Consider the following 5,352-nt stretch of genomic DNA (forward strand, 5'->3'; position numbering starts at 1 on the left):
CCCCGGGGGGAACTACTTGTGCCGGCCGTGGAGGAGGGGGACGATGCGGCGGAGTAGTTTCATGGTGCTTTCGGTGCGGGTGTAGCTGAGTAGGGCCATGCCGGGGATTGTGAAGCGCTGCACTGCGATCGAGTGCGGGGTGGTGAATTCCAGCATGCCGGGGGCGCCGTGGATGCGGCCGATGCCGGAGTCGCGGCCGCCGCCGAAGGGCAGGGCGGAGATCGCGGCGAAGCCCAGGACCGAGTTGACCGAGGTGGCGCCGGCCTTGATGCGGCGGGCGATCTCGAGGCCGTGCTTGCGCGAGAAGACCGCCGAACCCAGCGAGTAGGTGGAGTTGTTGGCCAGCTCCACCGCCTCGTCGACGCTCTGCACGGTGCGGATGGTGACCGTCGGGCCGAAGGTCTCCTCGCGGACCGCCGCGGAACTCTCGTCCACATCGACCAGCACCACCGGCTCGATGTAGGCGCCCTGCACCGAATCGGGGCCGCCGAGCACCGCGGTGCCGCCGTTCTTCAGGGCGTCCTCGATGTGGCGGCGCACGATGTCGATCTGGCTCGGCATGGTCATCGGGCCGTAGGAGGCCTTCTCGTCCGAGCCGGGGTGCACGTTCGACAGGATCTTCTTCACCTCGGCCACGAACTGGTCGCTGATCGAGGCGTCCACGTACACGCGCTCGACACCGGCACAGGTCTGGCCGCTGTTCATGGTGGCGCCGTAGGCGACCGCGTCGGCGGCGGCCTTGATATCGGCGTCCGGTGCGACGATGACGGCGTCCTTGCCGCCGCACTCCAGCAGCACCGGCGTGAGCCGGTCGGCGGCGGCCGCCATGATCTTCTTGCCGGTCGCGGCGGATCCGGTGAACGCCACCTTGTCGATATCGGCGCGCACCAGCGCGGCGCCGGTGTCGCCGTAGCCGTTGACGGTGACGAAGACGCCCTCGGGCAGTTCCGGGTTGGCCTCGGAGAACGCCTTCGCGACGAAATTGCCGATGCTGGTGGAGAATTCGCTCGGCTTGTACACCACCGTGTTGCCGGCGGCCAGCGCGTACGCGATCGACCCGTTCGGCGTGTAGACGGGGTAGTTCCAGGGCCCGATCACGCCGATGACACCCAGCGGGCGCTGTTCGATGTAGGCGCCGAAGTTGGACATCAGCGCGCCGGGGGAGACCTTCTTCGGCTTCAGGACCTTCTCGGCGTTCTTGGCGGCCCAGGAGATGTGCTCGAGGGCGAGCAGCAGTTCGAGGAACGCGTCGTCGCGCGGCTTGCCGTTCTCGGCGTGGATCAGGTCGCACAGCTCGTCGGATTTGGTGACCAACCGGCTGGCCCAGCGCAGCAGATGTTTCTTGCGTTCCGCGTAGGACAGCGAGCCCCAGACGGCCGCGGCTCCGCGCGCTGTGTCGACGGCCGCGCCGACCGCCTGCGCGTCGGCGATCGGATGGGTGGCGATGACCTCGCCGGTGGCCGGATTGACCGAAGTCAGGGTGGTGTCACCGGCGACGGCGGTGGACTCGGTGGTGGACATGGTTCGGCGGCCCCTAATGAGAGAGTTACGGCACGAAGTTCTCATACCCTAGATGTGAAGTCAACCGCCTTCAGTTGCATTTCCGGCCATCTTTCGTGCCGTCCGGCCATGCGGGTGCGGCGGCGGCGCGACGAAACCGGAATTCGTCGGTGGGCGGTGGCAGCATGGGGGCATGTGCGGCAGATATGCGACAACGGCCAACCCGGCGCGGCTGGCGGCCGAGTTGGACGCGATCGACGAGACCGGTGACCCGCCCGACCTGGACCGCGCGAATTACAACGTGGCCCCCACCAACCAGGTGCTCACCGTGGTCGAGCGGCACGACCACGACCACCCGGAAGACGATCCGGCGCTGCGCATCCGGCGCATGCGCTGGGGGCTGATTCCCGTCTGGACCAAGGCGTCCGAGCCGGGCGTGCCGGCCAAGGGCAAGCCCCTGTTCAACGCCCGCTCCGATCGCGCGGCCACTGCCCCCTCGTTCCGCGACGCGACGAAGAAACGCCGCTGCCTGGTGCCGATGGACGGCTGGTACGAATGGCTCGTCGAGCCCGCGCCGACCGGTAGGGGCAAAGCTGTCAAGCAGCCTTTCTTCATGTCGAACGCCGACGGCTCCCCCCTGTACATGGCAGGCCTGTGGTCGACCTGGCGCGACCGCTCGGTCGAGGACATGGCCCCGATCCTGTCCTGCACGATCCTGACCACGGACGCCGTCGGCGACCTGACCCGAATCCACGACCGGATGCCCCTGGTGATGCCGCGCGAGCACTGGGACGCCTGGCTCGATCCCGACCGCCCCGCACCGGCGGAACTGCTGGAAACACCTGGCCCGGAACGGGTCTCGGGAATCGTGGCGCGCCCGGTGTCCTCGCTGGTGAACAGCGTCCGCAACAACGGACCCGAACTGCTCGCACCCGCGCCGGGAGCGCCCGCTCCGGACAGCGAACAGGCCGGGCAGATCAGCCTGATCTGAACCCGGCCCGCACGGCGAGGAGGGCCTCAAATATCGCACTTCACCGCCGGGGTGGCGAGGTTGAGGCCGCACTTGATGAGCTCGGTCCCCAGCTCCAGAATCTTGCTGGTGGTGGCCCCACCCAGCTTCTCCGCCTTCTCCGGCGCCTTCTCGAGACGCTTCTCCGGTTGCTGCTGACTTGGTACGCCCGGGCTGGTGCCGAGCGGGAAATTCGGGTCACCGCCGGGTGCCGCGCCCGCGGGGGCGACGACGAGCGCGCCGGACCCCACTACGAGGATCGCGCCGCAGGTGACGACCATGGTGCGCACACGCTGCCGGTGGGACATTTTCGCATCACATCCTCACGGTCGAACGAATTCTGGCCGCTCAAGTAATGCACAGATACTGGTGTGGTTGATGGGGTTTCTGTGATTTACACCTGTGAGCGCGGCGTTTCTCCGGAGGTCAGCAGGGCCGGCCGAGCCGTCTCGTAGTCGTCGACGAACCGGCGCAGCAGCGTCGCCAGCTGCTCGCGGTCGGCGTGATCCCAGTCCGCGACGATGTGCTCGAGCATTTCGACGCGACGCTTGCGCAGCTGTGCGGCCAGCTCCCGGCCGGCATCGGTGACGGTGAGCACGCTGGCCCGCCCGTCGTCCGGGTCGGCGCGGCGCTCGATCAGCCCGCGCTTGACCAGCCCGGCGACCTGACGGCTGATGGTGGACGCGTCGGAGAACATCGCCTCGGCCAGCGTGCCCGAACGCATCGGGCCGTCGGCGAGCAACCGGAAGATGATGCTGTAGGCGGAGATCTCGATCTCGCCCCCGGACGCGGCGGCGATCTGGGCGTTGGTGCGTTCACGGAGACGACCGAGCCGGATCAACTGCTGGCCGATCGTGTCGATCACCTCGTTATCGTCCACGCACGGTCACCTCCTCGCACTCGCACCATTGTCCAGCAGACTGGTCAGCCGGTCACCGCGGCGGTCACCGCGCCCGTGAGCCGGACCAGGTCCGCCGGCGCCAGCTCGATCTCCAGTCCGCGCTTACCGGCGCTGCACAGCACCCGATCCCAGCGCAGCGCCGAATCGTCCAGCACCGTGGGCAGCGCGCGCTTCTGGCCCAGCGGCGAGATACCGCCCAGCACATAGCCGGTGGTGCGCTCGGCCTTCGCCCGATCGGCCAGGACCGCCTTCGGCGCGCCCAGCGCGGCGGCCGCCGCCTTCAATGTCAGCGTGCGCGGCACCGGCAGCACGGCCACCGCCAGACCACCCGTCGACAGCTCGAGCACCAGCGTCTTGAAGATCTGCGCGGCCGCCACGCCCACCTCGTCCGCCAGCGCGGCGACCGCCTCGGCGCCGTAGGAGTCGCTGCGCGGATCGTGCGCGTAGGCGTGCACCCGGTGCGCCACCTGCGCACGGGTGAGCGCAAGGATCGCGGGAGTCGAAGCACCTGCCATGCCGGTCAACCTTAGAGCCGCCGCGGCGCGGCCGGGAACACAGCGGCCGCCGACCATGTTGCACGCGGTACGCCGAACGTCCGCCGGGGGCCCGGACGAGGCAACGAGAGATTCGATCGGAACAAAGGAGATGCCGGTGACCGTGCTGGTCGACGAACGCCCGGTGGCAGTCGCTTGGCCGCCCGACACCGGGTTCCCGGTGTCCACCCCGCTCGCGGTAGATTCGAAAGCTACGGCGATCGAAGGGATGGGCGTGACGAGCGACGATACCGCGGGCAACGCTGAGCGCAAGAATGCCGGGCGCACGGACGTGAGCGCCGCCGAGGATCCGGCGATCGACGATCCCGCCGACGACATCGACGGCGCCGAGGGCGAGCCCGGCGTGGCTCGCAGCACCGCCAGCGACGCGGAACTGGCGCAGCGCTTCGAGCGCGACGCCCTGCCGTTGCTGGATCAGCTCTACGGCGCCGCCCTGCGGATGACGCGCAACCCGGCCGACGCCGAGGATCTGGTGCAGGAGACGTTCGCCAAGGCGTATCAGGGTTTTCGGTCGTTCCGTGAGGGCACCAATCTGCGGGCCTGGCTGTACCGCATCCTGACCAACACCTACATCAACTCCTACCGCAAGAAGCAGCGCCAGCCCGCGCAGTATCCGACCGAGGAGATCACCGACTGGCAGCTGGCGTCCACCGCCGAGCACACCTCGACCGGTCTGCGCTCCGCGGAGATGGAGGCGCTCGAGGCACTGCCCGACGACGACATCAAGGCGGCGCTACAGTCGTTGCCCGAGGAATTCCGGATGGCGGTGTACTACGCCGACGTGGAGGGCTTCCCCTACAAGGAGATTGCCGACATCATGGGGACCCCGATCGGTACCGTCATGTCCCGCCTGCACCGCGGCCGCAAACAGCTCAAGGGCCTGCTGGCCGACGTGGCACACGAGCGGGGCTTCGATCGGGACCGAACGGGAAGTGCGCGGCAGGAGGTTACTCGATGAGCGACGACATGGAACTGGATTGCACGGCGGTCCTCACCGATGTCTGGCTCATGCTCGACGGTGAGTGCGACGACGCCACCCGGGAGCGGCTACAGCACCACATGGACCACTGTTCGCCGTGCATCGAGGCGTACGGGCTGGAGGAGAAGCTGAAGCGCCTGCTCAGCACCAAGTGCGGCGGCGATCGCGCCCCGGACTCGTTGCGCGAGCGGCTGACCCTCGAGATCCGCAAGTCGGTCGTCATCACCGAGACCAAGATCGAGAATCCCTAGGTCGGTACAGGTCGGGGAACACAGCAGAGCGGGGCCCGAGAAAAAGGGGGGAGGGGGGGGCGGGGGGTTTAGGCCGGGGGGGCCGGGGGGGCCGCGGGGGGGGGGGGCGGGCGGGGGTTGGGGGGGGGGGGCGTGGGGGGGGGGGGGTTAGTGGGAGG

The 5,352-nt window shown here is 68.8% G+C and carries 7 protein-coding genes; 3 read left to right on the plus strand and 4 right to left on the minus strand.

Translation table 11 applies throughout. The annotated features are described in order from the left end of the window. Positions 1-12: 12 nt before the first annotated feature. Positions 13-1,521: an aldehyde dehydrogenase family protein gene (locus tag QH470_RS23575; RefSeq protein ID WP_280274539.1), complete on the minus strand. Its 1,509-nt coding sequence runs from the start codon at positions 1,519-1,521 to the stop codon at positions 13-15. Between the two features lie 172 nt (positions 1,522-1,693). On the opposite strand from QH470_RS23575, the gene QH470_RS23580 reads away from it, so the two are divergent. Continuing rightward, entirely contained in the window at positions 1,694-2,491 is a 798-nt protein-coding gene (locus QH470_RS23580; protein WP_280274540.1) for an SOS response-associated peptidase, read from the plus strand. Between the two features lie 26 nt (positions 2,492-2,517). Here QH470_RS23580 and QH470_RS23585 read toward each other — a convergent pair whose 3' ends face one another. The 3 genes from QH470_RS23585 to QH470_RS23595 all read right to left on the minus strand — a co-directional run bounded on the left by QH470_RS23585 (position 2,518) and on the right by QH470_RS23595 (position 3,925). Next, the gene (locus tag QH470_RS23585; RefSeq protein ID WP_280274541.1) at positions 2,518-2,817 is read right to left on the minus strand and encodes a hypothetical protein; all 300 of its coding nucleotides are present in this window, start codon (positions 2,815-2,817) and stop codon (positions 2,518-2,520) included. An 86-nt stretch (positions 2,818-2,903) separates the two neighbouring features. Further along, entirely contained in the window at positions 2,904-3,389 is a 486-nt protein-coding gene (locus QH470_RS23590; protein ID WP_280274542.1) for a MarR family winged helix-turn-helix transcriptional regulator, read from the minus strand. A gap of 44 nt (positions 3,390-3,433) precedes the next feature. Beyond that, positions 3,434-3,925, minus strand: coding sequence for an aminoacyl-tRNA deacylase (locus QH470_RS23595; protein ID WP_280274543.1), 492 nt, complete (start codon positions 3,923-3,925; stop codon positions 3,434-3,436). Positions 3,926-4,055: 130 nt separating this feature from the next. Between QH470_RS23595 and QH470_RS23600 the strand changes: the two genes are divergently transcribed. Next, positions 4,056-4,922: a sigma-70 family RNA polymerase sigma factor gene (locus tag QH470_RS23600; protein WP_400179677.1), complete on the plus strand. Its 867-nt coding sequence runs from the start codon at positions 4,056-4,058 to the stop codon at positions 4,920-4,922. Beyond that, positions 4,919-5,194 carry a mycothiol system anti-sigma-R factor gene (rsrA, locus tag QH470_RS23605; protein WP_280274544.1) on the plus strand — a complete coding sequence of 92 codons (276 nt, stop codon included), beginning with the start codon at positions 4,919-4,921 and terminating at the stop codon, positions 5,192-5,194. Before QH470_RS23600 ends, rsrA begins: the two co-directional genes overlap by 4 nt. The last annotated feature ends 158 nt before the right edge of the window (positions 5,195-5,352 follow it).

The sequence above is a fragment of the Nocardia wallacei genome (assembly GCF_029868745.1).
In the GTDB taxonomy this organism is placed as follows: Bacteria; Actinomycetota; Actinomycetes; order Mycobacteriales; family Mycobacteriaceae; genus Nocardia; species Nocardia wallacei_B.

Bases quoted from the DNA above. Each gene is read 5' to 3' on its own strand.
- QH470_RS23595 (WP_280274543.1), bottom strand. From the start codon at position 3,925: ATGGCAGGTGCTTCGACTCCCGCGATCCTTGCGCTCACCCGTGCGCAG.
- QH470_RS23585 (WP_280274541.1), bottom strand. From the start codon at position 2,817: ATGTCCCACCGGCAGCGTGTGCGCACCATGGTCGTCACCTGCGGCGCG.
- rsrA (WP_280274544.1), top strand. From the start codon at position 4,919: ATGAGCGACGACATGGAACTGGATTGCACGGCGGTCCTCACCGATGTC.
- QH470_RS23575 (WP_280274539.1), bottom strand. From the start codon at position 1,521: ATGTCCACCACCGAGTCCACCGCCGTCGCCGGTGACACCACCCTGACT.
- QH470_RS23580 (WP_280274540.1), top strand. From the start codon at position 1,694: ATGTGCGGCAGATATGCGACAACGGCCAACCCGGCGCGGCTGGCGGCC.
- QH470_RS23600 (WP_400179677.1), top strand. From the start codon at position 4,056: ATGCCGGTGACCGTGCTGGTCGACGAACGCCCGGTGGCAGTCGCTTGG.